The organism is Sphingomonas sp. Leaf4, from assembly GCF_920939515.1.
Taxonomy (GTDB): domain Bacteria; phylum Pseudomonadota; class Alphaproteobacteria; order Sphingomonadales; family Sphingomonadaceae; genus Sphingomonas.
The window spans coordinates 98,630-123,953 of record NZ_CAKLBB010000004.1 but is presented as its reverse complement, the minus strand read 5'-3'; the positions used below and the strand labels follow the sequence as shown (position 1 = coordinate 123,953).

Annotated in this window: 20 protein-coding genes and 1 pseudogene; 9 read left to right on the top strand and 12 right to left on the bottom strand. The window is 66.9% G+C overall.

Annotation, left to right across the window (positions count from 1 at the left end; genetic code table 11):
* Position 1: 1 nt before the first annotated feature.
* The 3 genes from LRA89_RS07100 to LRA89_RS07090 form a co-directional block, all read right to left on the bottom strand.
* On the bottom strand, positions 2-268 hold the full coding sequence (locus LRA89_RS07100; RefSeq protein ID WP_230769591.1) for an STAS domain-containing protein: 267 nt from the start codon (positions 266-268) through the stop codon (positions 2-4).
* A 23-nt stretch (positions 269-291) separates the two neighbouring features.
* A complete protein-coding gene (locus LRA89_RS07095; RefSeq protein ID WP_230769590.1) occupies positions 292-1,722 on the bottom strand; it encodes a methyl-accepting chemotaxis protein in 1,431 nt (476 codons plus the stop codon).
* Between the two features lie 168 nt (positions 1,723-1,890).
* On the bottom strand, positions 1,891-3,171 hold the full coding sequence (locus tag LRA89_RS07090; RefSeq protein WP_230769589.1) for an MFS transporter: 1,281 nt from the start codon (positions 3,169-3,171) through the stop codon (positions 1,891-1,893).
* A gap of 176 nt (positions 3,172-3,347) precedes the next feature.
* Between LRA89_RS07090 and LRA89_RS07085 the strand changes: the two genes are divergently transcribed.
* Positions 3,348-5,987, top strand: a complete 2,640-nt coding sequence (locus LRA89_RS07085) for a TonB-dependent receptor (RefSeq protein WP_230769588.1) — start codon at positions 3,348-3,350, stop codon at positions 5,985-5,987.
* Positions 5,987-7,084 carry a Ca2+-dependent phosphoinositide-specific phospholipase C gene (locus LRA89_RS07080; protein ID WP_230769587.1) on the top strand — a complete coding sequence of 366 codons (1,098 nt, stop codon included), beginning with the start codon at positions 5,987-5,989 and terminating at the stop codon, positions 7,082-7,084. The genes LRA89_RS07085 and LRA89_RS07080 overlap by 1 nt, the downstream gene beginning before the upstream one ends.
* 96 nt (positions 7,085-7,180) lie before the next feature.
* Here the strand turns inward: LRA89_RS07080 and LRA89_RS07075 are convergent, their stop codons facing one another.
* Positions 7,181-10,024, bottom strand: a complete 2,844-nt coding sequence (locus tag LRA89_RS07075) for a TonB-dependent receptor (RefSeq protein WP_230769586.1) — start codon at positions 10,022-10,024, stop codon at positions 7,181-7,183.
* A gap of 231 nt (positions 10,025-10,255) precedes the next feature.
* On the opposite strand from LRA89_RS07075, the gene LRA89_RS07070 reads away from it, so the two are divergent.
* The 3 genes and pseudogenes from LRA89_RS07070 to LRA89_RS07060 all read left to right on the top strand — a co-directional run bounded on the left by LRA89_RS07070 (position 10,256) and on the right by LRA89_RS07060 (position 12,735).
* Positions 10,256-11,635 carry a pectate lyase family protein gene (locus LRA89_RS07070; protein ID WP_230769585.1) on the top strand — a complete coding sequence of 460 codons (1,380 nt, stop codon included), beginning with the start codon at positions 10,256-10,258 and terminating at the stop codon, positions 11,633-11,635.
* A pseudogene (locus LRA89_RS07065) lies at positions 11,533-12,348 on the top strand (ThuA domain-containing protein); the annotation flags it as partial. The gene LRA89_RS07070 and the pseudogene LRA89_RS07065, both read left to right, overlap by 103 nt.
* Before the next feature lie 36 nt (positions 12,349-12,384).
* Positions 12,385-12,735 (top strand): cupin domain-containing protein, encoded by a 351-nt coding sequence (locus tag LRA89_RS07060; RefSeq protein WP_230769768.1) that lies wholly within the window; start codon positions 12,385-12,387, stop codon positions 12,733-12,735.
* Between the two features lie 189 nt (positions 12,736-12,924).
* On the opposite strand, the gene LRA89_RS07055 is transcribed toward LRA89_RS07060, so the two are convergent.
* From LRA89_RS07055 to LRA89_RS07045, 3 genes are all read right to left on the bottom strand, one after another.
* A complete protein-coding gene (locus tag LRA89_RS07055; protein ID WP_230769584.1) occupies positions 12,925-13,359 on the bottom strand; it encodes a hypothetical protein in 435 nt (144 codons plus the stop codon).
* A 16-nt stretch (positions 13,360-13,375) separates the two neighbouring features.
* Entirely contained in the window at positions 13,376-14,914 is a 1,539-nt protein-coding gene (locus LRA89_RS07050; protein ID WP_230769583.1) for a carboxylesterase/lipase family protein, read from the bottom strand.
* A 69-nt stretch (positions 14,915-14,983) separates the two neighbouring features.
* On the bottom strand, positions 14,984-16,009 hold the full coding sequence (locus LRA89_RS07045; protein WP_230769767.1) for a LacI family DNA-binding transcriptional regulator: 1,026 nt from the start codon (positions 16,007-16,009) through the stop codon (positions 14,984-14,986).
* Between the two features lie 117 nt (positions 16,010-16,126).
* Here LRA89_RS07045 and LRA89_RS07040 point away from each other — a divergent pair, with 117 nt between their 5' ends.
* Together LRA89_RS07040 and LRA89_RS07035 are read left to right on the top strand one after the other, a co-directional pair.
* The gene (locus LRA89_RS07040; protein WP_230769582.1) at positions 16,127-16,954 is read left to right on the top strand and encodes a 2-keto-4-pentenoate hydratase; all 828 of its coding nucleotides are present in this window, start codon (positions 16,127-16,129) and stop codon (positions 16,952-16,954) included.
* Entirely contained in the window at positions 16,935-18,221 is a 1,287-nt protein-coding gene (locus LRA89_RS07035; protein WP_230769581.1) for an MFS transporter, read from the top strand. Before LRA89_RS07040 ends, LRA89_RS07035 begins: the two co-directional genes overlap by 20 nt.
* A 19-nt stretch (positions 18,222-18,240) precedes the next feature.
* Here LRA89_RS07035 and LRA89_RS07030 read toward each other — a convergent pair whose 3' ends face one another.
* Positions 18,241-18,639, bottom strand: a complete 399-nt coding sequence (locus tag LRA89_RS07030; protein ID WP_230769580.1) for an EVE domain-containing protein — start codon at positions 18,637-18,639, stop codon at positions 18,241-18,243.
* Positions 18,640-18,788: 149 nt separating this feature from the next.
* Here LRA89_RS07030 and LRA89_RS07025 point away from each other — a divergent pair, with 149 nt between their 5' ends.
* On the top strand, positions 18,789-19,172 hold the full coding sequence (locus LRA89_RS07025; protein ID WP_230769579.1) for a hypothetical protein: 384 nt from the start codon (positions 18,789-18,791) through the stop codon (positions 19,170-19,172).
* A 79-nt stretch (positions 19,173-19,251) separates the two neighbouring features.
* A complete protein-coding gene (locus tag LRA89_RS07020) occupies positions 19,252-19,563 on the top strand; it encodes a DUF3297 family protein (RefSeq protein ID WP_230769578.1) in 312 nt (103 codons plus the stop codon).
* Between the two features lie 103 nt (positions 19,564-19,666).
* Here the strand turns inward: LRA89_RS07020 and trhO are convergent, their stop codons facing one another.
* The 4 genes from trhO to LRA89_RS07000 form a co-directional block, all read right to left on the bottom strand.
* On the bottom strand, positions 19,667-20,614 hold the full coding sequence (trhO, locus tag LRA89_RS07015; RefSeq protein ID WP_230769577.1) for an oxygen-dependent tRNA uridine(34) hydroxylase TrhO: 948 nt from the start codon (positions 20,612-20,614) through the stop codon (positions 19,667-19,669).
* Entirely contained in the window at positions 20,614-21,426 is an 813-nt protein-coding gene (locus tag LRA89_RS07010; protein WP_055759312.1) for a LytR/AlgR family response regulator transcription factor, read from the bottom strand. The genes trhO and LRA89_RS07010 overlap by 1 nt, the downstream gene beginning before the upstream one ends.
* Positions 21,423-22,523 carry a sensor histidine kinase gene (locus tag LRA89_RS07005; RefSeq protein ID WP_055759315.1) on the bottom strand — a complete coding sequence of 367 codons (1,101 nt, stop codon included), beginning with the start codon at positions 22,521-22,523 and terminating at the stop codon, positions 21,423-21,425. The genes LRA89_RS07010 and LRA89_RS07005 overlap by 4 nt, the downstream gene beginning before the upstream one ends.
* Positions 22,524-22,672: 149 nt before the next feature.
* Positions 22,673-25,174 (bottom strand): TonB-dependent receptor, encoded by a 2,502-nt coding sequence (locus tag LRA89_RS07000; RefSeq protein WP_230769576.1) that lies wholly within the window; start codon positions 25,172-25,174, stop codon positions 22,673-22,675.
* Positions 25,175-25,324 lie beyond the last annotated feature (150 nt).

Below are 25,324 nucleotides of genomic sequence, written 5' to 3'. Positions count from 1 at the left end.
TTCAGGCGGCGAGAAGAGGGGAAAGACCGGCGAGCGCGGTCATGTCGGCCAGCGCGGGGCTGGGGGCGTCGATCGCGAAGGTCACGCCGGCGGCCCGCGCCGCCGTTTCCGCCGCGATCAGCACCTGCAGACACGCCTGCCCGATCCGTTCGACCCCCGATCCGTCGAGCAGCAGCGGTTCGCCCGCCGACAGGCGCTCCACGAGCAGGTCGCGTAGCGCCGGGGCGGCGGCGGTATCGAGCACGGCGGACAGGGGAAGGGGGGTCATGCGATGCTCCCGGATCGACGCGATCAGAATTCGGACCAGTCGTCACCGGCCACGGCGGCGCTGCCGATGCTGGTGGCGACGCTGCGGCGACGCGCGGTGCGGGCGATCTCGCGTCCCGCCTGCGCGGCGCGGGCCTGTAGCCGGTGGACGGCGGGCGCTTCCGGTGCGAGCGGAGCCCGATCGTCGAGTTTGAAGCGCGCTACCTGCACGGCCAGCGCATGGGCTTCTTCGGCAAGGCTGCGGGCGGCGGCGGTCGCTTCCTCGACCATCGCCGCATTCTGCTGCGTCACGCTGTCCATCGCGCCGACAGCGATGTTGACCTGTTGCAGCCCGTTCGCCTGATGCTCGGCGGCGGTGGCGATGGTTGCCACCAGCGTGCTGATCTCGCCGATGCGGCCGATGATCCGTTGCAGCGCGTCGCCGGTTTCGCTGACCAGCGCGACTCCGGTCGCCACCTGATCCGACGAGGCGGTGATGCGCGCCTTCACGTCCTTGGCGGCGTCGGCCGATCGCTGCGCCAGCGCCCGTACTTCGGACGCGACGACCGCGAAACCGCGACCGGCATCGCCGGCGCGTGCCGCCTCGACCCCGGCGTTCAGCGCCAGCAGATTGGTCTGGAACGCGATCCCGTCGATCACGCTGATGATCGCGCCGATCTCGGACGAGGCGCGCTCGATTCCCTGCATCGCCGCCACCGCCCGGCGCACGACGTCGCCCGACTGTTCGGCTTCGCTGCGGGTGTCGCGGACGACGCTGTTGGTGCGCACGGCTCCGGCGGCGGTTTCGCGCACGGTCGAGGTGATTTCCTCCATCGCGGCGGCGGTCTGTTCCAGGTTCGCGGCCTGTTGCTCGGTGCGCTGCGATAGGTCGTCGGAGGCCTGGCGGACGTCGTCGGCACCGTTGTTGATGCCATAGCTGGCGGAACTGACCGCACGCAGCATGTCGGCGATCGACTCCATCGCCGCGTTGAAATCGATGCGGAGCCGGTCATAATCGTTCGCGAACGGATCGGTCACGCGGTGGGTGACGTCGCCTGCCGCCAGCCGCGACAGGCCGTTGCCCAGCGCGGTGACGACCTGTTGCTGCGCGACGTTGGCGGCCCGAACCGCTTCGCCATGCGCCCGGAACACATCCATCGCCTGGGTCATCCGCCCGACGCAGTCGGTGTGGTCGGTGAACAGTACCGGCGAATCGAGGTCGCCCGCGGCCATCCCCTCCATGCGGACCACGGTGGTGACATAGGGATCGCAGACCAGCCGCTTGGCGGTCAGCATCACGACGGCGACCGCCGTCAGCGCGGCCAGCGCGATCCCGATCAGCACGCCCGGCGGATCGTCGCGTGACATCGCGATCCACGTCGTCCCGACCGGCACGGCGGCCAGCCCGACCATGACGACCAGCATCAAGTCGAACTTGCGACGGATCGGTGCCGTCGCCCGAAACCAGTGAAGCATCCTTCCATTCCCCCCGCATCGATCGCGCCGTGTTGCGCGTTGATGCTGGTTAGGACGGCGCGGGATAAATACCGGTTAACGCAAACCGGATGGTATACCCGCCGAAGGTATGAACCAGTGGATCGGTGCGGAGCGGACCAATCGGCGTCCGGTCGGCGGAATCAGATGCTATCGCGCAGGCAGCACCGGCCGGGTTTCGCGCAGGCCGATCAGCACCGGCGCGACCGCCAGCGCCACCACCGCGATCATGATGCCCGGGACCATCGGCCATCCGGTCCGCTCCAGCAGCAATTGCGACACGAGCGGCGCCAAGCCGCCGAACAGCGCGGTCGCGGCGGTCGCACCCAGCGCGAGGCCGCTGAGGCGACCTTCGCCGGGGAATTGTTCGGCAGTCGCCACCGCGCCGACCGCGCTCATCGCCCCGCCCAGTGCCGCCAGCACCAGCGCGCCGCCGAGCGCCACCACCGGCCCGCCGTTCGCCATCACCGCGAACATCGTCGCGGGCAGCAGCGCGGCGGCGGCGCAGATGCCCAGCAGCACCGGCTTGCGCCCGATCCGGTCGGACAGGACGCCGACGAACGGCGTCACCGCGATCACCATTACCGCCGCGGCGGTCGACAGCCACAGCGCCGCGCCTTCGCCCATCGCCCCGACGCTGGTCAGGAAGGCGGGAACATAGACGATGCCGACATAATAGGTGATCGACCCCAGCGCCGAGATCGCGAAGCCGCGCAGGATCGCGGGGCGGTGATGCGTCAGCACCTGTCGCAGCGGCGCATCGGGAATGGTGCCGGCCGCGCGTTGCTGTTCGAACTCGGGCGATTCCTGCAACGTCGACCGGGCGAGCGCGACCGCGCCGGCCAGTCCCGCACCCAGGAAGAACGGGATGCGCCAGCCCCATGCCGCCAGCGCCTCGGCGCTCATCAGGCTGACCGTCGCCGCCGACACGCCGACCGCGAGCAATCCACCGACCTCGCTCGCCGCCGAGGCGGACGAGGTGACGAGTCCGCGCCGGTCGGGAGCGGCCCCCTCGAACAGATAGGCGACGACTCCGGTATATTCGCCACCGACCGAGAAGGCCATGACACAGCGCAGCGCCAGCAGCAGCCATCCCGCCGCCGGGCCGATCGTCTCGCGGGTGGGGAGCAGCGCGATGCCGAGCATCGCCACCGTCATCAGCGCCATCGACGCCAGCATCATCGCGCGGCGGCCGTGCCGGTCGCCGATCCGCCCGAACACGATCGCACCCAGCGGCCGCATCAGATAGGCGACGGCGAACCCGCCCAGCGTCAGCGCGAGCGACGCGGTGCCCCCGCCATAGAAAACGCGCGACAGCACCGTCGCGAGGTAGAGGTACAGCGTGAAATCATACCATTCGACCACGGTCGAAAAGGCGGCGATCGCCATCGAACGGCGCGGGATGCCATGGGTGGTCGACCGGCGGGACATGGCGGCTTCTCCAATGCGCCCGTGCCCCATGCGGCGATCATCCCTTCGATGCAAGTCGCGCCGGCCGGCGGACAATTCGTAAAATTGTAATCGTAATTGCGCCGGTTTGTCATCCTGTCCTCCTACCCGCCGCCGCCTGACGTCGCGCGGTTCGCGCGAGGGGGAGATTTCCAACCATGAAGACCATGTCCCGCGCGCTTGGCGCGACCTTGCCGTTCACGCTCGCCGCGCTGGCGGTGGCCGTGCCGGCGCATGCGCAACAGGCGACCGAGGCCGCCACCGCCGATCAGGAGGGCGACGATATTGTCGTCACCGGCTCCTACGCCCGCAGCCTCGCCACCGCGACGCAGACCAAGCGGCAGGCGGCGTATGGCGTCGATTCGATCGCCTCGACCGACATCGGCAAATTCCCCGCGCAGAACGTCGCCGAGGCGCTGCAACTGGTCAGCGGCGTCGCGATTACCCGTCCGCGCGGCGAAGGGCTGTATGTCAGCGTGCGCGGGCTGGGGCCGCAGTTTCAGAACACGTTGCTGAACGGCCGGTCGCTCGCACTCAACGACCTGATCGAGAATGGCGGCGCGCAGGGCCGCTCGTTCCGATTCGAGATGCTGCCCGCCGAGTTCGTCGCGCGGATCGACGTGGTCAAGACGCCGACCGCCGACATGACCGAAGGCGCGCTGGGCGGCAACATCGACGTCACGACCTTCCGCCCGCTCGACATCGGCAACAAGACCACGCTGAACCTGCGCGGCACCTATACCGGGCAGACGCACCGCGTCCGCCCCAATGCCACGGTGCTGCACAGCGCGACCACCGCCGACGGCACCTTCGGCGTGCTGGCGGGCGTGCAATACTGGGGCAAGGAAGTGCGCAACGACCGCTTCCTGAACTTCGGCTGGAACCTCAACCGGTTCAGTGGCGTGCTGGGCAACGGCTTCTACACGCCGACCCGCACCCGCCCGACGATCGAAACCGAGAAGCGTGACCGCGTGTCGGGGATCGTCTCCGCGCAGTGGCGGCCGGGCGCCGACCTCGAAACCACGCTCGACGTGATCGCGACGCGGCTGGACGTCGCCTATGACGAATATGGCATCGACATCTATCCCGACGACACCAGTGTCGCCGGCCATCGTCCGGTGCTGGTCGCCGGATCGCAGAAGATCGAGGGCAATACCGTCGCCGCCGCGACGATCAACGACGTGCGCTTCATGGCGTCGCGCGAATACAGCCTCAACCGCCACGACCTGCTGACCATCGGGTTGAAGCAGGCGTGGACCCCGGATCGCTGGCATGTGTCGGCCACCGCCAACTGGTCGGCGGCGCACAGCTTCCACCCCAGCTTCCGCGAGGGCACGGTGCGCAGCCGCGCGATGTTCTTCGCGCCGTTCAGCTACGACGCCTCGAGCGGGTACAAGGTGCTGCCGACGATCACCACGACGCGCAGCCTGACCGATCCGACCAATTTCGTCGTGCAGACGTTCAACATCGCGCCCAAGGACAGCAAGGACTGGGACGCCTATACCCGTATCGATGTCGCCCGCGACTTCGACGGGTTCGTCACCAAGCTGGCGGCCGGCGGCGAATATCACTGGCGTAAGCGCGACTATTTCCGCCGCGACTTCAACATCAATACGCTGACCGGCCAGCCGGTATCGGCGCTCGGCAACGGCGCGCTGCTGCCGCTGCCCTATGACGATTTCCTGAAGGACGTCGACGGCAACACACCGCGTAACTGGCTGGTGCCCGACACCGGCACGTTCTTCGACCGGCTGTTCACCCCGGCCATCGCCGCCGCGCCGCTGACGGCGGGCGACCTGCGGTCGTCGTTCGTGACGCGCGAAAAGATCACGGCGGGCTATGTCCGCGCCGACTATGGCTTTCCGATCGGCGACGTCGCCGTCACCGGCAATGTCGGCGCGCGCTATGTCCATACCGATCAGGTTGCGAACGGCACGCTGACGCTGGGGTCCACGCCGCGCGCGGTCAGCTTCCCCAGGACGTTCGACAACATCCTGCCGAGCGCCAACCTGCGCGCCGAGATCACGCCGACGCTGGTCGGCCGCCTCGCCGCCAGCCGGGTGCTGACCCGCCCCAACGTCACCGACAGCGCGCCGCGCATCACCGTGTCGACCGACGCCCCGACCGCCAGCGGCGGCAACCCGGAACTGAAGCCGTTCCTCGCGACGCAGTTCGACGGATCGCTCGAATGGTATTTCGCCCCCACCGGCGCGCTGACCGGTGCGGTGTTCTACAAGGCGATGGACGACTACATCACCGCGCAGAACGTCAACATCGACATTCCGGGGCGCGGCACCGTGCTGCTGAGCACACAGGTCAACGGCGGCGATGCCAAGGTGTACGGCGTGGAGGCGGCCTATAATCAGGTCTTCACCTTCCTCCCCGCGCCGTTCGACGGGCTGGGCGTGCAGGCGTCCTATACCCACACCTCGGTCAAGGCGAACTATACGGCGGGCGCGCGCGCGATCGTCGACCAGTTGATCGGCCTGTCGAAGAACAGCTTCAACCTCGTCGGCTTCTACGACAAGGGGCCGGTGTCGACCCGGCTGTCCTATGTCTGGCGCGACGCCTATCTGGCGGGCACCGGCAGCACGACGCAGGCACCCAATTATGTCGCGCCGTTCGGGTCGCTCGACGGCAACTTCTCGTACCGGCTGACGCCGCGTATCTTGGCGAGCATCGAGGCGATCAACATCGCCGGCGCGCGGGCATACAGCTATCAGGACAGCAAGCTGCGGTTCGGCGAGATCAACTATTACGGGCGCACATTGCTGTTCGGCGTGCGGGCGGAGTTCTGATGCGCAAACTTCTGTTTCCGGTGTTGATGGGGGCGGCCGTCGCGGCCGCTCCCGCAACGCGTCCGACGATGGCCGATGTGCAGGTCGTCGGGTCGCACAACAGCTTCAAGGCGCGCATTCCGGCGTCGGTGCTGCGGACGATCCGCGCGCGTGACGCCCGCATGGCCGATGCGCTCGATTATTATCATCCCTCGCTCACCGCGCAGCTCGACCGGGGTGTGCGGCAGTTGGAGATCGACATCTTCGCCGATCCGAACGGCGGCCGCTATGCCGATCCCAAGGGTGAGGTGATCGCCCGCGCCGCCGGCGAGACGACCGGCTTCGACCGCGCGGCGATGCTGCGGCCGGGGTACAAGGTGTTCCACATCCCCGACGTCGATTATCTGAGCACCTGCCCGACGCTGGCCGGGTGTCTGGGCGAAGTGGCGGCATGGTCGCGCCGTCATCCGCGCCACCTGCCGATCATGCTGACGATCAACGCCGCCGACACGCCGTCGACCCGGCCGGAGATCGCCGCGCCGCTGCCGCTCGACGATGCGGCGCTGCTGAATGCGCTCGATGGCGAGATTCGCGCGGCGCTGGGCACGCGGCTGCTCACGCCCGACATGGTGCGCGGGAATGCGGCGACCTTGGCCGAAGCGGTGCGCACGCGCGGCTGGCCCTCGCTGGAGGCGGCACGCGGCAAGATCTACGTGCTGTTCGACGTCCGCGCCGCGGTGTCGGACGCCTATCGTGCGGGTCATCGCTCGCTGAACGGCCGGGCGATGTTCGGCTGGTATCCGGCGGGTGAGGCGGAAAGCGCGGTGCAGATCGTGCAGGACCCGCTGGTCGACGGCGCGCGCATCCGCGACTGGATAAGGGCCGGGGTGATCGTGCGCACGCGGACCGATGCGAACATCGTGGAAGCGCGGGCGAACGATCATGCCAAGGCGAATGCGGCGGCGGCGAGCGGCGCGCAGGCGATCAGCACCGACTATTATCCCGGCGCACCCGATCCGCTGGGGCTGCGCTTCACCGTGACGCTGCCCGGCGGTGCGATGGCGCGGTGCAATCCGGTACGGGTCAGCGCCTGTCGCGTGCGCGACCTGCGCGAATAGAATCAAGACCGATCGATATTCGGCCATTCACGGTGTCGCTCTTGCGGAGAAGGGCCTTAAGCCGCCGTACCTGCGGACAGGTACGGCGGCCCTCGCTCATATCTTGACGCGCGCGCCGACCAGCAGCGTGCGGCCGAAGTGATTGTTTTCGTAATTGCGGCGCGCATCGACGTCGACGAAGCGGCGACGATAGGCGTCGGTCAGGTTGGTCCCCTCCAGCGACAGTTCGAGATAATCGGTCAGCTTGTAGCGGATCGACGCATCGACGTTGGCGATCGAATCATAGCCCTCGAAGATGTTGCCGGTGCCCGACCCGGCATCGACATAGGGGCCGCGATACGCGACCGAGGTGCGCGCACTGAAGCGGGCATCCTCGTAATAGAGCGTCGCGTTGAACTGACGCTTCGACACATTGTAGAGCGTTTCGGTGCGCGTGACGGTGGGCAGCGTGCCGCCGGGCACCGTCGCCGGACCTTGCTGCGTATAGTCTGCCTCCGATCGCACGAACGTCGCGTTCACGATGCCGCCGAAGTTGCGCAGTACGCCCGGCAGGAAGCGGAACGGCGCCTGGAGCGCGATCTCGATCCCTTCCAGTGATGCGCCGGCACCGTTGCCGGTCGTCGCGATCGTCCAGATGTCCTGCGTCTGCAACGCCGGGTTGAGCGCGGCGGGCGAGGAGGAGACGAGGACGTTCGGCGACAGGCCGGTTTCGGTGAAGGTGCCGCTGCGGCTGATCGCTACGGGGAAGCTGGCGATGTCCTTGCGGAACAGCGCGACCGAAAAAGCCGATTGCGGGGCGAAATACCATTCGGCCGCCAGATCGTAATTGGTCGCGCGGAACGGTTCGAGGAACGGATTGCCGCTGGTCACGCGGAAGTTGAAGCCGTCGGCCGATCCGCCCGGCGTCAGATTGCCGAGCGACGGGCGGGTGATGACCTTGGCGATCGCGCCGCGCAGGATGATGTCGGGCGTGGGATAGAGCGCGATATTCATCGAGGGCAGCCAGTCCTCGTAATCGCGCTTCACGGTGACGGCTACGCCGCTGTTGATGCCATAGGATGACTGGTCGGTGCGGACGTAGCGGATGCCGCCGTTCGCGGCATAGTCGAGGCCGAGGATCGTGCCCTTGGCGTCGAACTGGAGATAGCCGCCCTTAGTTTCCTCGGTCACGCCGCGATTGTTGCCGACGTCGAGCGCCAGCGGGCGGTTGTAGAGCCCGGTGAACGCGGTCGCGGCATCGAGGTTGGGGATCAGCCACTGGGTGGTGGTGCCCGACGGTGCGTTCGATCCCTTGAGCGTGAACAGCTCCGACAGCGCGTTCGTCGCCTGGAAACCATAGATCGCGGTCGGCCCAAAGGCGGTCGTCGCCGAACAGGTGATCGTGCCGAGCACAAGATCGCGCCCGCCGTTGCCGCACACCGCCGTGTCGCGGGTGAAGGCGGTGATGTCATAGTCGTAGCGCCGCCACATGCCGCCGGCCTTGACCTGAAACCCCTCGGCCACGTCCCATTCGGTGCGCAGTTGCGCGGTCTTGAACTGGTTGACCACGTCGGACGGGCGATCGCGGATTTCGGCGAGCTGGAAATTGGCGGGATCGGTGACGCTGGTGCCGAAGGTCAGCACCGGGGCGTCCTTGTCGCTATAGTCGTAGCGATAGCCCTGCGCGTCGCGATCATCGAACACCAGCGTCGTTTCCACCGGCACGCTGGCATCCGATTTCGAATAGCCGCCGAGCAGGGTGAAGCGGACCTTGTCCGACAGGTCCTGATCCCAGGTGCCGCCGATCTGGTAGAATTCGGTCTGCGACTGGCGGAAATAATGTTCAGTGCGGACCCACGCATCGTTCAGCGTGGCCGACACCATGTTGTTGCTGTCGTCATAGGTCGGGCCGACGACGTCGATCTGCCGCTCGTTCGAGCGCAGCAGCACCTCGCCCCATTTCTCGCGGCGATCGGCGCGGAAGCGCGAATACAGGCCGTCGATCGACACCTTGGTCGCATCGCCCGGCGACCATTGCACGCTGCCGGTGAGGCCCAGCCGCTCGCGGCTATGCGTCACCTCGCCATAGCGCGGGATGCGCGGGTGGAACGACAGCGCGGCACGGTCGCACGCCGCGCCCGCGATATAGGTGCCGCCGCGATTGGGCGCGGTCCAGCAGCGGGTGCCGTCGACCGAATCGAACCGCGCCTGTGCCCAGCGGACGGTATTGTTGCCGATCTCCTTGGTGACGGTGTCCTGATAGGCGGCGGATACCGAAACGCCGAAGGTGCCGTCGGGCGACTTCCACCCGATCAGCCCGGCGAAGCGCGGCCCGACCGTTTCGGACAGGTCGTTATAGTTGGCGACCGCCGAGGCGGCGACGGTGAAGCCCGCCTTGCCCGCCAGCGGGTTGCCGGTGTTGAGATCGACGACCGCGCCCAGCGACCCTTCGTCCAGATCGGCCGAGGCGGTCTTGTGGACGACGATCGAACTGAACAGCTCGGAGGCGAAGACGTTGAAATCGAACGATCGGTCGCGGTTGGCCGAGGCCCCGTCGCTCGACGTGGTGACGGTTTCGAGGCCGTTGACGCGGACGCGGGTGAACTGCGCCCCCAGACCCCGCACAGTGATCGCGCGGCCCTCGCCGCCGTCGCGCTGGATGGCGATGCCGGGGATGCGTTGCAGCGATTCGGCGAGATTCTGGTCGGGAAACTTGGCAATATCCTCGGCGACGATCGCGTCGACCGCGCCGACCGACTGGCGCTTCACGTTCAGCGCGGCGTTCAGCGACGCGCGAAAGCCGGTGACGATGATGTCTTCCTCGACATTGTCACCTTCGGCGGGCTGGCTGGCGCCCGGCTGTTCCGGCGCGTCCTGCGCCTGGGCGATGCCGGTAAAGGCGGTCAGTGCGGTCGCGGCGAGCAGCACCGCGAGCGTGCGTCGATGGTCGTGATAGCGCATGGTCAATCCTCTCCCTGCTGCGATGACACCGGGCGCATCGATGTGCCCGTAATATCGATCACCCTGCCGACGGGCACAGGCCATACCGCCTGTTTCGCCCGTGGGACGGTCCGTAACGGCCGTTGCCGCCACAGATTGCCGGTTTTGCCTTTTTGGCTTGAGAAACCGGTGTCAAAGCGACATTGTGCGTTCCGCACGAAGCTGTCAAGAACCGCTCGGAGAGGAATGAAGATGAACGGATTTGCCCGTCTGGTCCTGTGCGGCCTGTTGCCCGCCGCCATGGCCGCGCCGGTCGCACTGGCGCAGGGGACGACCGCGACGCCGGCCACTACCGCCTTTCCGGGGGCGCAGGGATGGGCCGCGGTGACGCCCGGCGGACGCGGCGGTCGCATCCTGCGCGTGACGACGCTGGCGGCCGATGGCCCCGGATCGTTCAAGGCCGCGCTGGAGGCGAAGGGACCGCGCATCGTGGTGTTCGAGGTCGGCGGCGTGATCGATCTCGCCCGCACGACGATCACGATCAAGGAACCGTTTCTGACGATCGCCGGACAGACCGCGCCGTCGCCCGGCATCACGCTGATCCGCGGCGGCATCGACATTCGCGCGCACGACGTGATCGTCCGCCACCTCCGGGTACGTCCCGGCCTCGACGGACAGGCCAAGCGCTCGGGCTGGGAGGTCGATGCGATGAATACGGTGGCCGCGACCAACGTGATCGTCGACCATTGCACCATGACATGGGCGCTCGACGAGAATCTCTCGGCCTCCGGTCCGCGCTTCGAGGGGGCGACCCCCGACGAATGGCGCCGGAACACCAGCCACAACATCACCTTCAGCTACAATCTGCTGGCCGAGGGGCTGGCCGACGCCAGCCACCCCAAGGGCGAGCATAGCAAGGGGTCGCTGATCCACGACAATGCCAGCGGCATCCTGATCTGGCGCAACGTCTATGCCCATAATGTCGAGCGCAGCCCGCTGCTGAAGGGCGGGGTGCACGCGGCGATGGTCAACAACCTGATCTACGATCCCGCCAAGCGCGCGGTGCATTACAACCTGATGGCGCTCGAATGGGCGGGCCATGCCTATCAGGAAGGGCAGTTGTCGGCGGTGGGCAACGTGATGCGCGGCGGCCCGTCGACCGACGAGCGGCTGCCGTTCCTCATGCTCGGCGGCGACGGCGACCTGCGCTATCACGGGCGCGACAATGTCGCGGTCGACCGGCATGGCGAACCGTTGCCAATGTTCGGGCGCTACGGCGTCACCCGCGCGAAGCTGATCGAGGTGAAGACCCCGCCGGTCTGGCCGACCGGCCTGCCGGTGCTGCCGTCGCCGGATGTCGAGACGCATGTGCTGGCCAACGCCGGTGCGCGGCCGTGGGACCGGGATGCCGACGACATCCGCGTGCTGTTCTTCGTCGCCGAGGGGCGCGGAAAGGTGATCGACGACGAGCGCGAAGTGAGCGAATATCCCCATCCGGTGCAGACCGGCGCGCCGTTCGTCGACGCCGAATGGGATTTGACCACGATGGAACCGAAATCGGGCCGCTATCCCGGGCAGAAGGGACCAGTCCAAGAGTCGCTGTCGGCACGCGACCGGGCGATGCGCCAATGATCGCGCGGCCGATCGCGCGGCTGGTCGTCGCCGGCGCGCTGCTGTTTGGCGCGGTGCCGGCCGCCGCCGCCCCGCGCGTGCTGATCTTCCACCGCGCGACCGGCTTCGTCCACGACTCGATCCCGCAAGGCGTCGCGGCGGTTGAGGCGATGGCACGCGCGCAGGGGCTGGAACCGGTGGCGAGCGACGATCCGGCGGTGTTCGATACGCCGCTCACCGATGTCGCGGCGGTCGTATTGGTGTCGACGACCACCGACTCCAAACGGCCCGAAAGCGAATGGTTCACCGGCACGCGGCGGACCGTCCTGCAACGCTATGTCGAGGAGGGCGGCGGGGTGGTGGCGATCCATGCCGCCGCCGATTCGCATTATGGCTGGCCATGGTATGCCCGGCTGATCGGCGGTCGCTTCGCGCGCCATCCGCAGGGCACGCCCGAGGCGGCGGTGTCTCGCACCGCACACCGTCACGCCGCGACCGCGACGCTGCCGCCAGCGTTCCGCATCGCCGACGAATGGTATTGGTTCAACGACCTGTCGCCCGACCTCGATCATCTGCTGACGGTCGACCCGCAATCGATCGGTTCGAGCGAGGTGAATCCCAAACCGCTCGCGTGGGCGCACCGCGTCTGCAAGGGGCGGGTATTCTATACCGGCCTTGGCCATCGCCGCGAAAGCTGGAGCGACGCGCGCGTGCTGGCGCATGTCGCGGGGGGTTTCGGCTGGGCGACGGGCCGCGCGAAGGCTCCGGCGATGGTCGTGATCGACGACGAGGGCACGCGCGTGCGCCAGCCGGTGCCGCACGGCAACATCGGCATGAGCACTGCATGGCGCATCACCGACAAGGTGCCCGGCCGCACGATGGAGTTCCGCCGCCGCACGCTCGACCGGGGCGCGGCGATCGGCCTGCACCCCATCGCGCACGATGAGGTCTATCATGTCGTTTCGGGCGAGGGCGACGTGACCAGCGACGGCGTGACCCGGCGGGTGGGCGCGGGGACGACGGTGTATCTCTACGACGGCGCGGTCGTGGGCATCGCGCAGCGCGGCACCAAGCCGCTGGCGCTGATCGTCAGCTATCCGCTGGCGGAGGCGGTGGAGTAGGACGGCGGCCGGATCGATATTCCGCTACATCCGGTGCAGCGTTTGATCGAACATGCCGTCTTCCTTTGTCAGCCCGGACTTGTTCCGGGGTCCACGGCACGGCGATCGATGCCGCTTGAGGCGCTATCGATAGCGTATGCGGCTGGGTGGACCCCGGAACAAGTCCGGGGTGACGACGCGGCCTGAACCTCATCCGTCGCCGATGGCTTCACCGCAAAGCACGAGCGCCGGGATTTGAAGGCCGCGATCCCGTCCGCCGGGAAAATCCAATACGCCGGACGGCGATCCGCCCTCGCGGATCAGCACATTGCAGATACCGCGCTGCCGAAGATCGCGGATCATCCGGACGGCATGGCCCAGGGTCGGGTCCGGCGCAAGGCTGACATAGGCGAGTCGGGGCAGGCCGGGGAACGGGCGTTCGGTATCCGGCCGTGGGTCCATGTCCCAGCGGCCATCGACCAGCCGCGCCGCCGGCCGGCGCGTCGGCACGACCATGGCCAGCGAATCCAGCTCGATGTGCGTGACGGGAGGGCCAGCCCGTGTCTGCCGGTGCAGCAGCCAAAGTCCGTCGAAGGCCATGAGGACAACGACACCCAGGATCAGGACGGACCGTCGACGCAGCATGCGATATTCTACCGCCTCACGTCCCCGGCTGAACATAGGGAAACTGTGCGAACAGTTCCCGTTCCCAACGGCGTGGATCGTCCGCCACCCGGCTGACCCGGTCGAAGATCATCGTCGCCCGGCGGGGCAAGGTATGGCGCGGCCAGTCCGCCCCCGGATTACCACTCCGCGCCAGCGCGACGAACGCCGCCATCATCCGCGCCGATACCGTGCGCGCATCCGCGCCGGTGCCGCTGACCGATCCGGGGGTGTCGAGCGTGCCGAACACCAGCGGAATATCGTCGGTATGCGCCGCGCCGCCGCCGGGGCGCAGCGGCGAGGAATAATCGAGCTGATACACCCATGCCGGCACCCCGGCGGTGGCGCGCGCCTCCGCCTCGATCACCTGTCCCGGCCAGCTTCGCCCGGCGGTACTGGCGGCATAGAGCAGGTCGGCGGGCGTCATCGCCGGGAAATGCTGGCGATATTGCGCGACCAGCCATTCGGGATGCACGTCGATGCGCAGTTGCGGGGCCAGCCGGGCGGCGATGTTGCTCCAGTCGATCCCACGCAACACCGGACCGTCGGGCGCGATGAACGCGCGGGTTTCCTCGCGTGTGTTGCCGAGGATCAGCGGGATCGTCGCCCCGAGCGGATGCGCATCGGGCCAGAACGGGTGCCGCGTCAGCGACCGCATGTCGACCACCGGCCCCATATACACTCCGCCGCCAAGGATCGGGTCCTCCGCGCCCAGCGCATCGATCAGCCGCTCGACCGGCAGCGTCGCCGCTTGCGCCGGGGTCGCCTTCAACCGGGCGAGGAACGCTTCGGCGCGACGGGTGGCGTTGATCGGGCCGGACCCCGTCACCTGCTGGCCGCTCATCGTCGCGGCGGCGTGGAACAGCCCCCGGGCGGCGGGCATCGCCATCAGCGTCGCGATCTTGGCCCCGCCGCCCGACTGGCCGAATACCATCACGCGGGTGGGATCGCCGCCGAAGCCCGCGATATTGTCGCGCACCCATCGCAGCGCCAGCACCAGATCGAGCTGGCCGACGTTGCCGCTGTCGGCAAAGCGCGGGTCCAGCCGGGCGAGATACAGATAACCAAGCGCGTTCAGCCGGTGGTTGACCGTCACCACCACCACGTCGCCCGCCGCTGCCAGCCGGTTGCCGAACACCAGCGGCTCGACAACCGTCCCGCCCGAATAGGCACCGCCGTGGAAGTACACCATCACCGGCCGCCGCGCGCCCGGTCGCGCTTCAGGGGTCCAGACGTTCAGGAACAGGCAGTCCTCCGCCCGGTCGGGTCCTGTTCCGCGCTGCGGGCAGGTGGGGCCGAAGGCGATCGCGCGCTGCACGTCATGCGACGCGATCGGCGCGCGTGGCGGCTGGAAGCGATAGGTGCCGGGGTCGACGCCGTAGCGGATACCGCGAAAGACCGAGACGCTCGCTTCCCGCAGCCCCTGCCAGCGACCGCCGGGACCCCATGCTATCGGATCGGTCGCCCCTCGCGCCGCACCGGGCATGGCGGCCAGCGCCGCGCCGCCCGCCAAGATCGTGCGCCTGTCGATCTGCATCGTACCTCTCCCGTCCGGCGCTATACGCCGGTTGGGGGAAAGGTAATCGGTGTCATCGAGCTGGGCAAGTCACCCGGCGGGCGGCGCGACCGAGGCGCGGCGGATCAGCGTCGAGACGAACATCGCTTCTTCCGAAGGCTCGCCGATCTCCTCGCCATCCTCGATCAGCTTGAGCGCCGCCGCCCGCGCCATCGTCGCGATCGGCCAGCGTACCGTCGTCAGTGGCGGCCATAGATGCGACGCGATCGAGGTATCGTCGAACCCGATGATCGACAAATCCTGCGGCACGTCCAGCCCGCGTTGCCGCGCGACATGCAGCGCGCCCGCCGCCATCTCGTCGTTCGACGAGAAGATCGCGGTCGGGCGCGGTGACAGATCGAGCAGGCGTTCGGCGGCGCGCATCCCCGATTCGAACGTATAGTCGCCCTGCGCGATCCACGTCCGCTGCATGCCGATCCCGGCGGCCTCCATCGCTTCCTCATAGCCCTGCTGCCGCTCGAACGCCGAGCGGAAGCCATGCGGCCCGGCGATCATGCAGATGCGGCGATGCCCGGCGGCGAACAGATGGTCGATCGCACCGCGCACCGCCTCGCGGTCGTTCGACGATACCATATGAGCGTGCTCGTCGAACGAGGCCGATCCCATGCGGACATAACGGCAGCCGATCTGCGTACACAGCGCCGCCAGCGCGTCATTCTCGGAGATCGGCGGGAGCAGCATCACGCCATAAGGGCGCTGGCGTTCGAGGAAGTGGCGAATCTCGTCGGCCATGTCGGGCGCACCGCGATCGACCGGGTGGACCAGCAATTCGAACTCGGTATCGCGCAGCACCTCCAGCAATCCCTGCTGCACGTTAAGCACCATCTGCGCATTGGGATTGTCGTGGATCAGCGCGATCAGGAAGTTGCGGCGCAGCGCCAGCGCGCGTGCCTGCGGATTGGGGATATAGCCCAGCTCGGCGATCACCGCTTCCACCCGCTCGCGCGTTTCGCCGCCCAGCAACGGCGACCGGTTGATGACGCGGCTGACCGTCTTCTTGGATACGCCGGCGAGTCGGGCGACGTCGTTGATCGTGGGCTGGCCGCTGCGTTTCATCGGCAATCGATAGCGCGGGGTGGCGCGCACGCCAATGTCCCCGTCATGCAATTCGCTCGCTTGTCAGTGACACCGGTTTCCGATACGCCGGTGGCAATCAAAGGAGAGGGGCCGTGTATGGAGAACCGTGACCGGATTGCGCAGGCATTCGTCGCCGCGCGGCGTGATGCGCGCGGACTTGCGCAGTATCCGGGCGATCGTCCGACGACGCTGGGCGAAGCCTATGGCGTGCAGGACCGGGCGATCGCGCTCGATGGGCGGACGGTCGTCGGGTGGAAGGTCGGCAAGATCAACGCGCCACTCGATACGCAACTGGGGGCCAACCGGCTGGCCGGACCGATCTTTGCCGATCAGTTGTTCCTGGACGCCACGCCCGTCCTGCCGGTGATCGCCGACGGGTTCGCGGCGGCCGAGGCGGAATATTGCATCCGCATCGCCCGCAGCCCCGCGCCTGGTGCGTGCCGACTGTCGCACGATGCGGTGCTGGAGTTGATCGACGCGGTCCATGTCGGGATCGAGATCGCTAGTTCGCCCTATCCCGGCATCAACGCCGATGGCCCGCTGGTGACGATCAGCGATTACGGCAACAACCACGGCCTGCTGGTCGGTGCGGAGATTCCCGGCTGGCGCGACGGCGATTTCATCGACTGGCCGGTCGTGTCGCGGATCGACGGCGCGGTGATCGGTAAAGCGAGCGCGCGCACGATGCTCGACGGACCGATCGGCGCGGTGTCGTTTCTGATCGACTGCCTCGCCTCTCGTGGTCTAACGCTGGCAGCGGGGCAATGGGTATCGTCCGGCGCCGTCACCGGGGTTCATCCGGTGGCGCCCGGACAGCGCTTCGATGCCGAATTCGGAAGTCTGCGGGTGAGCTGCGCGATCGATGCCGCCATGCCCGCGCAGGGGATGCAAGGAGAGCTACGGCATGCAAGCGGGGCAGAATGACGGTATCGACCGCGCGGTAGCGCGCGCCGGCCGCTATCGCTGGGGCATCGTCGGCCTGTTGTTCATGGCGACGTGCATCAACTACGTCGACCGGCAGATGATCGGGGTGCTCAAGCCCACCTTGTCGAAAGACCTGCGCTGGACCGAAACCGACTTCGCCAACGTCATCTTCTTTTTCCAGTTCGCCTATGCGATCGGCTATATCGGCTTTGGTCGCATCGTCGACGTGATCGGCGCGCGCATGGGCTATGCCGTCGCCTTCGTGATCTGGCAGATCGCGCACATGGCGCACGGCGGCGCGTACAGCGTTACCCAGTTCGCCATGGCGCGCTTCGGGCTGGGTCTTGGCGAATCGGGCAATTTCCCGGCGGGGATCAAGGCCGTCACCGAATGGTTTCCGGCCAAGGAACGCGCCTTCGCGATCGGGGTCTTTAACGCCGGGGCGAACGTCGGCGCGATCATCACGCCGTTGGCGGTGCCGCTGTTGACCGTCGCCTATGGCTGGCGGATGGCGTTCGTCGTTACCGGCGTCGTCAGCCTCCTCTGGCTGGCGTTGTGGCTGATCTTCTATCGCTCCCCGCGCGATCACAAGAAGCTGTCGAGCGGCGAGCTGGCATGGATCGAGCAGGATCCGGCCGATCCGGTCAAGCCGATCGCGTGGAAGCGGCTGGTCACGAAGCGCGAGACCTGGGCCTATGCGCTCGGCAAATTCTGCATCGATCCGATCTGGTGGTTCTTCCTGTTCTGGCTGCCGGGCTATCTCGGCGATCGCTACGACCTCGACCTGCTGAGCTTCGGGCCGCCGCTGGTCGCGATCTATCTGCTGTCGGACCTTGGCAGCGTCGCTGGCGGCTGGCTGTCATCGCGGCTGATCGCGCGCGGGCGCACCGTCAACTTCGCGCGCAAGACGACGATGCTGGTCTGCGCCTTTGCGGTCCTGCCGGTGCTCTTCGCCCAGTCGATCGACAATCTGTGGGTCGCCGTCCTCGTCATCGGCATCGCCACCGCCGCGCATCAGGCGTTCTCGGCCAATCTCTATACGCTCCCCTCCGACCTGTTCCCGCGCGCGGCGGTCGGATCGGTCGTCGGGATTGGCGGAACGGTCGGCGCGATCGGCGGCATGATGATGGCGAAATACGCCGGCTACGTCCTCGACGGGATCGGTAGCTATGCGCCGCTGTTCTTCGTCGCGGGATCGGCCTATTTCGTCGCGCTGCTGGCGGTGCATCTGCTGTCGCCGCGCCTCGCCCGGGTCGACGCCGCCTGACCGGTCGGCGGGGGAGTGGCTACTCCCCCGCTAGTCGCAGCAGCACCGCCCATTCGGCGTCGCCGACCGGCGATACCGACAGGCGTGACTGGCGCAGCATCGCCATGTCGGCCAGCGCCGCTTCGGCCTTCATCGCCTTCAACGCGACCGGGCGGGGCAGGGGGCGGAGCGGTTCGATACGAACTGACACCCAGCCATCCTCGCCATCCGGCCGTGCAGCGCGCGCGATCCGCGCCACGCCGACCGCCGCCTTGTCCTTGCCCGAATGATAATAGAGCGCCTCGTCACCGACCTGCATGGCGCGCAGATGACCGGCGGCGGCATGGTTGCGCACCCCGTCCCATTCGGTGCCGCCGTCGCGCACCAGACCGTCCCAGCCATAGCTGTCCGGTTCCGATTTCAGCAGCCAATACGCCATCGCCCGTCCTCCCGCCTTCGATAAACCGCCCGTGAATGACCGGTTCCGCGACCGTTCAGTCGCTGCGTGGCAGACATGCCATCATCGACGCGGAGGCGTCGACCCGGTTCGGTTGGTGAACCCTGCCGGGAGATGACAGGAGAACGGGCATGACGACCTTGCTGACAAAGGCCGGTCTGGGCGCGGTACTGGCCGCGACGACGCTGACCGCTGCCGCCCCCGCCGACGCGCAATGGCGTCGCGGCTATTACCGCGACCGCGACAATACCGGCACCGCCGTGGTGGCGGGGATCGCCGGCCTCGCCATCGGCGCGGCGCTGGCGTCGGGACCACGCCATCGGTATCAGCGCGACCGCTATTACCGCGATCGCGGCTATGCGTATAACTACGACGACCGTTATTATCGTCAGCGTGGCTATTATCCGAACGATGGCTATTACGCCTCGCGCTATCGCGATTATCAGCGGTGCTGGATCGAGCAGCGCTACGATCCCTATTACGACCAGAACGTCCGCGTCCGCGTCTGCAACTGACCGGACGGGCGGGGCGGGGGAGGCATCCCCCGCCCTTTGCGCTTGGCGCGCGCACGGTTTTACGGCATGGGCCGCGCCCATGACTGATACGCCCCCCGATCGCCTCTCGATCAATCCGCGCAGCCCCCACTTCGACCAGCCGGTGCTGGAGCGCGGCATCGGCATCCGCTTCAAGGGCGCCGAACGCAACGACGTCGAGGAATATTCGATCTCCGAAGGCTGGATTCGCGTCGCACTCGGCAAGAAGATGGACCGCAAGGGCCAGCCGCTGACGATCAAGCTGACCGGCCCGGTGGAGGCCTATTTCCAGACGCCGGCGGCGGATGCGGCGGATGATGCCGGACAGGCCGAGGCGAACACCGATGAAACGAAAGCCGCCGACGGCGAGTAAGTCTCACACTCCCCTCCCTGACGAGGGAGGGGCCGGGGGTGGGTAGGGTAGTGGGAGCCGCAGCGTTTCCTCGCCGACCGACCCACCCCCAACCCCTCCCTCGTCAGGGAGGGGAGTTGTCCCCTTCACGCTCCATCCGCGCGCCGACGTGGCGTTCCCCCCGAGCAGCGGCCAGCGCGACCTGCCGGTGGCGCTCGGCCTTGCCCGCCAGCGTCGCCGCATCATGGGTGCCGGCACAGGCGGGGCACTCCACCCCTTCGCGGTACAGCGGCGAGGCGCGGTCTACGTCGTTGACCGGCCTGCGGCACCCCCGGCACAGACCGTGGCTGCCCGGCGTCAGGCCATGCCCCACCGCGACCCGTTCGTCGAAGACGAAGCATTCGCCCTGCCACGCGCTGGCCTCCGCCGGCACCGCTTCGAGATATTTCAGGATGCCGCCGTCGAGGTGATAGACCTCCTCGACGCCCTCGCTCTTCAAGAACGCGGTCGATTTCTCGCAGCGGATGCCGCCGGTGCAGAACATCGCGACCTTCGACTTGCCGGCCAGCAGCGCGTCGCGATTGGCGCGAAACCAGTCGGGAAAGTCGCGAAAGCTGTCGGTCCCCGGATCGACCGCCCCGGCAAAAGTGCCGACCTTCACCTCATAGGCATTGCGGGTATCGATCACGACCGTCTGCGGATCGGCGATCAGCGCGTTCCAGTCGGCCGGCGCGACATAGGTGCCGACGATTCGCTTCGGATCGGTGCCCGGCACGCCCATCGTCACGATCTCGCGCTTCAGCCGTACCTTCAGCCGGTGGAACGGCATCGTCGCGGCATGGCTGAACTTGGGTGCCAGGTCTTCGCACCCCGGCACCGCGCGGATCGCAGCGAGCGCGGCGTCGATCCCCGCCGCCGACCCCGCGATCGTGCCGTTCAGCCCCTCGCCCGCGACCAGCAACGTGCCGCGCACGCCATGGGCCGCCAGCACCGCCTCCAGCGCGGCGCGCACGGCTTCGGGATCGGCTACGGGAACGAAGCGGTACAGCGCCGCGACGACGATCTCGGGCATCAGTGGACGAAGCGCGCCACCACGTCGCGGTACGACCGGCTGACCTTCACCTGCGATCCCGATTCGAGGATCAGGAAACATTCGCCGTTGGTATGCGGCTTCACCTGCTTGACGAGGTCGAGGTTGACGATCGTCGAGCGATGGACCCGCTGGAACCGGCGCGGATCGAGCCGCTTTTCGAGGTCCTTCATCGTCTCGCGCAGCACCAGCGAATTGTCGCCGGTGTTGATGACCATGTAATCGCCCGCCGCCTCGATCATCTCGATCGTGTCGACGTCGACGCGGAAGATCTGCCCGCGATCCTTGATGTTGATGAGCTTCTCGAACCGGTTGGCGCCGACCGCGTCGTCGCCGCCGCCATCGGCGGCTTCCATCTCGGCCGCCGTATCGGGCGCGACCTCGGCCAGCACTTCCTTCAGCTTTTCGACCTCGGCTTGCCCACGCTTTTCCGACAGGCGCTGGCGCACCCGGTCGAGCGTGTCGGCGAGGCGCGATTCCTCGACCGGCTTCATCAGATAATCGACCGCATCGGCCTGAAACGCGCGGATCGCATGGTCGCTGTACGCGGTGACGAACACCACCAGCGGCGGTTCGACCTCCATCAGCCCCTGCACGACCGAGAAGCCGTCGAAGCCGGGCATCTGGATGTCGAGGAAGACGAGGTCGGGCTTGTGGGTCTTGATCGATCGGATCGCTTCGCGTCCGTTGGTGCATTTGTCGATGATCTCGACATCGTCATGCGCTTGCAGCCGCAGTTCCAGTCCCTGGATCGCCAGGGACTCGTCGTCGACAAGGATGGTACGGATGGTCATGCGGCCTCTTTGGTAACGTCTTGCGTCTGGAACGGCAGTTCGATCTCGACCACGAAGCCGCCACCCGCGCCGGAGCGGGTGTCGAACCGGTGATCGGGACCATAGGCCTGCGCCAGCCGGTCCCGGATGTTCTGCAACCCGACACCGGTCGACAGCGTCGGCCGCTTCGGGCCGTCGATCAAGCCGGGGCCGGTGTCCGATACGGCAATCTGCACCCGGTTACCGGCGAGCCGAGCGGTAAGCGTGATGTCGGCCCCCTCGATCTGCGGCGTGACCGCATATTTGATCGCATTCTCGACCAGCGGTTGCAGCAGCAGCGAGGGCAGCCGCGCGTGCGCGACGCGCGCGTCGACATCGAAACTGGTGCGCAGGCGCTCCTCGAACCGCATCTTTTCAATATCGAGATAGAGTTTGAGTGTTTCAACCTCCTGCTCCAGCGTCACATGCGCGGTCGGCTCGTTCGCCAGCGTATAGCGCAGGAACGAGGCGAGGCGGCTGAGCATCACGTTCGCCTTCTCGGTCTGTTTGAGGAGGACGAGCGTCGAGATGGAGTTCAGCGTGTTGAACAGGAAATGCGGGTTGAGCTGATAGCGCAGCATCGCGAGCTGCGCCGAGGATGCCTGCATCTCCAGCATCTGCATCTCGTCGACCTGCTGTTCGACCACGAGATAGAAGTTGATGCCGAAATACAGCGCCGACCAGCCCGCCAGCACGGTGAAGTTCAGGAACAGCGTGCCGAGCACCAGCGAGAAGCTGACATCGGGCGATACGTTGCGGATAAAGGTGAAGACGAAGGCGTCGATCAGCGAATAGGCGAAGGTCGCCGCCGACAGGGTACACATCGTCAGGAAGATCGCCGGCAGGCGCGGCATCGACCGGTAATAGCCGTACAGCACGCTCATCAGCAGCGTCAGGCAATAGCCGACGATCACCTCGACGATATTGCCCAGCACGCTCTTGAGCGACGCCGCGCTCGCCACCGTCGAGACCGATCGCAGGATCAGATAGCCGGTCCATCCGGCCGCCTGCAGCAGCCAGAAGGCGCGGTTCTTCTGTTCGAAGAAGGGTCGCGAGAAAATGGCGGGCTTTAGCGTCATGCGCTCCGTCACATCGTTCTGCCCCTGTCCGTTTCTAGGCTGCGGGGGGCGGGTTGCAAAGCGGGTGTGTAGCGGAAACCCGCCCCAAACGAAAACCGCCGCCCCGTTTCCGGGACGGCGGTTTCGCGGATGGCCGGGTTCGGTAGGGCTTAGAAGCCGAACTTGACCGAGCCGATGACGGTACGCGGATAGCCGACCGAGAAGTTCGGGTTGCCCGAACGCGCGTCGACCTGCGTGCTGATGTTGCCGAAATAGCGCTCGTCGAACAGGTTGCGGACGTTCAGCGACAGGCTGGTGCGCTTCAAGCCATAATCCTCGAGGCTGAAACGCGCGTCGAGATCGACCAGCGTATAGGCACCGACGACCACGTCGTTCAGGTCGGTCGCGAACCGCTCGTCGACCCACTTGCCCTGCACGCCGAGGTTGACCGGGCCATAGTTGAACTCGGCACGACCACCGAACTGCCACTCAGGCGTTTCCGTGACCTTCTTGCCGCGCGTCGCGACGACCTGCGTGCCGGTGGTGCGGACGTTCGAGAGCAGCTCGGTATGGGTGTACGACGCGATCGCCGTCAGCCCGACCCACTGCGCCGGACGCACGGTGACGGTGCCGTCGAAGCCATAGCTTTCCACCGCGCCGATGTTGCGGTCGAACGAGATGCCCTGTTCGAAGTCGAACGAGGTCACGATGCGGTTCTTGTAGCCGATGTACCAGCCCGTGACCTGCGACTGCACCATGCGGCTGTTGTAGCGCAGGCCGAGATCGAACGAGTCGGTCTTTTCCGGCTGCACGTCGATGAACGGCGCGCGGTACAGGTTGTCGGTGCGCGGTGCCGAGAGACCCTTGGCGTAGCTGCCGAACATGCTGAGGTTGGTGTCGACGAAGTTGTAGGTGAAGCCGACGTTGGGCAGCAGCGCGTCGTAGGTATATTCCTGCGCATAGGGCGCATACAGCGGCTGGGGATTGCCCGTGCTGGTGAAGGCGGCACCCGGCTGCACGATCACATAGGGCTGCGTGCCCGTCACCGTGGGGTTGGGAATCGGCTGCGACGAGCAATAGGCGAAACCGTCGCGTGCCTGGACCGGGCAGTAGGTCTGGAGATCGCGCTTGAAGAACGGCACGCGCAGACCGGCCTGGATGGTAAAGCTCCGGTCGAAGAAGCGGCCGATATATTCGCCCGAGATCTGGTTCAGCAACGCCACCGACTTGCGATCGCGCTGGGTGATGACGAAGCCGTCGGCGGCCAGCACCGGGCGGCCGTTGCGGCCCGCGAACGGGTTTTCCGGCATGCCGTTCGAATAGAGATAGCCCCATTCGCCGGTCTGACGATGCTGCGCATTGTCATAGGTATAGGCGACGCGGACGCGCTGGTCGTCGCTGAAGTCGTAGCGCAGCGAGGCGATGCCGGTGTAGCGGTTGGTGTTGGTGATGTTCGGCGTGAAGAAGCGCACCGTATCGCGGAAATCGCCGTCGCCGTTATAGTCGACGCCCTGCGAACCGGTCAGGCTGCCCTTGGCACGGGGATCGCTCTCGCTCAGCGTCGTGCTGCCACCGCCATGGGCGAGGACATACTGGTACGACCCGTCGAGCGTCAGCGTCAGCCGGTCGGTCAGCGAAAAGCGCGAATTGGCGCGCACGTTGCCGGTGTTCGACGGGTTGATGCGGACGCCGTAATAGTTCGAGCAGTTGGCCGCCGCCTGTGCCGTGCCGTTCACCGGCGTCGGGGTCGAGCAGAGCGCGTCATTCTCGATGCCGTTGACGACCGCGAACTGGCTGTTCGTGAAGTCGAGCCGGATCGGGTTTTCGGGCGATGCCGCGGCGTTCGCCGCAACGACGCCGGCGGGCAGCGCATTGCGGATGTCACTCAGCGTCGGGTTGCGAAACTGGTTGTTGCGGTTCTCGTTATAGTGGCCCGAGATGCGGATGAAGTCGCCGTTGTCGCCCAGCGGCTGGTAGATGCCGGCGTTGAACTGCTGCTTGCGGATTTCACCGGTGCCACGGAACTTGTCGTTCGAGGCCTTTGACGCCGACAGGAACGCGCGGGTGCCCGACGCGGTCAGGTTGCCGGTTTCGATCAGGCCGAACACGCGGTGGAAATCGAAATCGCCGTACGAAGCGACCAGCGTCGCCGACAGCGTTTCCGACGGGATCAGCGTGCGATAGTTGATCGTGCCGCCCGACGATGATGCGGTCGGGCTGTCGACGTCGGTCGCGCCGAGGTTGACGTTGATCTCGTCGACCAGCTCGGGGTCGAGCTGCTGGTTCGAATAGATCGCATAGTTGCCCGAATCGTTCAGCGGGAAGCCGTCGAACGTCAGCGAGACGCGGTTGCCATCGAAGCCGCGGATGCGGATGTTGCCGCCCGACGAGCCGAACGGATCGCTCTGGGTGAAGTTGACGCCGGGAACGATGTTCAGCGCGTCGAGCACCGTGTTGCCGGGGGTCTGCTTGGCTAGGAATTCCTGATCCAGCACGACGCGCGCCTTGGGACCGTCGGGAATCTTGATGCCGTCGACGCCGTTGTCGGCGCGCGAACCGGTGACGACGATGTCTTCCGATTCGAAATCGGTCGAACCGGTCGACTGCGCAAAGGCCGATACAGGCAGGAGGAGCGCAGCAAAGGCCACGCCGGCAAAGAGCTTGGTGTTCATAAGTCCCCTTTGAATCGCAATATTTTTGGCGCGACTCGTCAGTTGGTTCGGGCGGTGCGCTTCACCGTCCCAGCGCCAATGAACGTCGCATATTTCTATTTTCTGACAATCGAAAGGGGGTGGCCAAGTCTCTGTTGGTGCGTTGCAAAA

Bases quoted from the DNA above. Each gene is read 5' to 3' on its own strand.
- LRA89_RS07100 (WP_230769591.1), bottom strand. From the start codon at position 268: ATGACCCCCCTTCCCCTGTCCGCCGTGCTCGATACCGCCGCCGCCCCG.
- LRA89_RS07085 (WP_230769588.1), top strand. From the start codon at position 3,348: ATGAAGACCATGTCCCGCGCGCTTGGCGCGACCTTGCCGTTCACGCTC.
- LRA89_RS07080 (WP_230769587.1), top strand. From the start codon at position 5,987: ATGCGCAAACTTCTGTTTCCGGTGTTGATGGGGGCGGCCGTCGCGGCC.
- LRA89_RS07050 (WP_230769583.1), bottom strand. From the start codon at position 14,914: ATGCAGATCGACAGGCGCACGATCTTGGCGGGCGGCGCGGCGCTGGCC.
- LRA89_RS07075 (WP_230769586.1), bottom strand. From the start codon at position 10,024: ATGCGCTATCACGACCATCGACGCACGCTCGCGGTGCTGCTCGCCGCG.
- LRA89_RS07025 (WP_230769579.1), top strand. From the start codon at position 18,789: ATGACGACCTTGCTGACAAAGGCCGGTCTGGGCGCGGTACTGGCCGCG.
- LRA89_RS07040 (WP_230769582.1), top strand. From the start codon at position 16,127: ATGGAGAACCGTGACCGGATTGCGCAGGCATTCGTCGCCGCGCGGCGT.
- LRA89_RS07005 (WP_055759315.1), bottom strand. From the start codon at position 22,523: ATGACGCTAAAGCCCGCCATTTTCTCGCGACCCTTCTTCGAACAGAAG.
- LRA89_RS07045 (WP_230769767.1), bottom strand. From the start codon at position 16,009: ATGAAACGCAGCGGCCAGCCCACGATCAACGACGTCGCCCGACTCGCC.
- LRA89_RS07095 (WP_230769590.1), bottom strand. From the start codon at position 1,722: ATGCTTCACTGGTTTCGGGCGACGGCACCGATCCGTCGCAAGTTCGAC.
- LRA89_RS07070 (WP_230769585.1), top strand. From the start codon at position 10,256: ATGAACGGATTTGCCCGTCTGGTCCTGTGCGGCCTGTTGCCCGCCGCC.
- trhO (WP_230769577.1), bottom strand. From the start codon at position 20,614: ATGCCCGAGATCGTCGTCGCGGCGCTGTACCGCTTCGTTCCCGTAGCC.
- LRA89_RS07090 (WP_230769589.1), bottom strand. From the start codon at position 3,171: ATGTCCCGCCGGTCGACCACCCATGGCATCCCGCGCCGTTCGATGGCG.
- LRA89_RS07060 (WP_230769768.1), top strand. From the start codon at position 12,385: ATGGTCGTGATCGACGACGAGGGCACGCGCGTGCGCCAGCCGGTGCCG.
- LRA89_RS07035 (WP_230769581.1), top strand. From the start codon at position 16,935: ATGCAAGCGGGGCAGAATGACGGTATCGACCGCGCGGTAGCGCGCGCC.
- LRA89_RS07010 (WP_055759312.1), bottom strand. From the start codon at position 21,426: ATGACCATCCGTACCATCCTTGTCGACGACGAGTCCCTGGCGATCCAG.
- LRA89_RS07000 (WP_230769576.1), bottom strand. From the start codon at position 25,174: ATGAACACCAAGCTCTTTGCCGGCGTGGCCTTTGCTGCGCTCCTCCTG.
- LRA89_RS07055 (WP_230769584.1), bottom strand. From the start codon at position 13,359: ATGCTGCGTCGACGGTCCGTCCTGATCCTGGGTGTCGTTGTCCTCATG.
- LRA89_RS07020 (WP_230769578.1), top strand. From the start codon at position 19,252: ATGACTGATACGCCCCCCGATCGCCTCTCGATCAATCCGCGCAGCCCC.
- LRA89_RS07030 (WP_230769580.1), bottom strand. From the start codon at position 18,639: ATGGCGTATTGGCTGCTGAAATCGGAACCGGACAGCTATGGCTGGGAC.